The organism is Kitasatospora indigofera (genome assembly GCF_014655955.1).
Taxonomy (GTDB): Bacteria; Actinomycetota; Actinomycetes; order Streptomycetales; family Streptomycetaceae; genus Kitasatospora; species Kitasatospora indigofera.
This window is the reverse complement of the sequence record NZ_BNBO01000138.1, coordinates 1-1,664: the sequence shown is the minus strand read 5'-3', so window position 1 is coordinate 1,664 and position 1,664 is coordinate 1. Positions and strand designations below refer to the sequence as shown.

Sequence of the window (1,664 nt, the reverse complement as noted above, 5' to 3'; positions counted from 1 at the left end):
GACGATCGGTGAAGGAGATCGCGATGGTGCACGCACGAGCCGGTTCCCCGGCGGAGCCCGGGGACCTGGTGGACGTGGCCAAACTGGTCACGGCGTACTACACGCTGCACCCCGACCCGGCCGAGCCCGGCCAGCGGGTCGCCTTCGGCACCTCCGGCCACCGCGGGTCCTCCCTGGACACCGCCTTCAACGAGGACCACATCGCCGCCACCACCCAGGCCATCTGCGAGTACCGCACCACCCGGGGCACCACCGGCCCGCTCTTCCTCGGGGCCGACACCCACGCCCTGTCCGAACCCGCCACCGCCACCGCACTCGAAGTGCTGGCCGCCAACGGCGTCCACGTCCTCCTCGACAGCGCCGGCGGCTGGACCCCCACACCCGCCGTCTCCCACGCCATCATCACCCACAACCGCACCCACCCCCACGCCACCGCCGACGGCATCGTCGTCACCCCCTCCCACAACCCGCCCCGCGACGGCGGCTTCAAGTACAACCCCCCGAACGGCGGCCCCGCCGGCTCCGACGCCACCGGCTGGATCCAGGACCGCGCCAACCAGCTCATCCGCGACGGCCTCACCGGGGTCCGCCGCACCCCCTACGCACGGGCCCTGGCCGCGGACACCACCGGCCGCCACGACTTCCTCACCCACTACGTCGAGGACCTGCCCGCCGTACTCGACCTGAACGCCGTCCGCGCCGCCGGCGTACGGATCGGCGCCGACCCCCTCGGCGGCGCCTCCCTCGCCTACTGGCAACGCATCGCCGAGACCCACCGCATCGACCTCACCGTCGTCAACCCGCTCGCCGACCCCACCTGGCGCTTCATGACCCTCGACTGGGACGGCAGGATCCGGATGGACTGCTCCTCGCCGTACGCGATGGCCTCCCTCATCGCGCGCCGCGACGAGTACCAGGTCGCCACCGGCAACGACGCCGACGCCGACCGGCACGGCATCGTCACCCCCGACGGCGGCCTGATGAACCCCAACCACTACCTCGCCGTCGCCATCGACTACCTCTACCGCCACCGGCTCGCCTGGTCCCTCACCGCCGGCATCGGCAAGACCCTCGTCTCCTCCTCCATGATCGACCGGGTCGCCGAGGAACTGAAACGCACCCTGGTCGAGGTGCCGGTCGGCTTCAAATGGTTCGTCGACGGCCTGACCGACGGCACGGTCGCCTTCGGCGGCGAGGAATCCGCCGGAGCCTCCTTCCTGCGCCGCGACGGCGAGGTGTGGACCACCGACAAGGACGGCATCCTCCTCGCCCTCCTCGCCGCCGAGATCACCGCCGTCACCGGCCGCAGCCCCTCCGAACGCTACGCGGACCTCACGGCCCGCCACGGCGACCCCGCCTACGCACGGGTGGACGCACCCGCCACCCGGGAGCAGAAGGCCCTGCTGGCGCGGCTCAGCCCCGAACAGGTCAAGGCCGACACCCTCGCCGGCGAGCCCATCACCGCGATCCTCACCCAGGCCCCCGGCAACCACGCCCCCATCGGCGGGCTCAAGGTCACCACCGAGAACGCCTGGTTCGCCGCCCGCCCCTCCGGCACCGAGGACGTCTACAAGATCTACGCCGAAAGCTTCCACGGCCCCCAACACCTCACCCAGGTGCAGGAGGAGGCCCGCACCCTGGTGAGCGACGTACTCGGCACCTGA

General features: G+C 72.0%; 1 protein-coding gene. It reads left to right on the top strand.

The annotated features are described in order from the left end of the window. Positions 1-23 precede the first annotated feature (23 nt). Positions 24-1,664, top strand: coding sequence for a phosphoglucomutase (alpha-D-glucose-1,6-bisphosphate-dependent) (pgm, locus tag IE329_RS39795; protein WP_190215950.1), 1,641 nt, complete (start codon positions 24-26; stop codon positions 1,662-1,664).

Coding starts and splice junctions, on each gene's coding strand:
- pgm (WP_190215950.1), top strand. CDS start 24: ATGGTGCACGCACGAGCCGGTTCCCCGGCGGAGCCCGGGGACCTGGTG.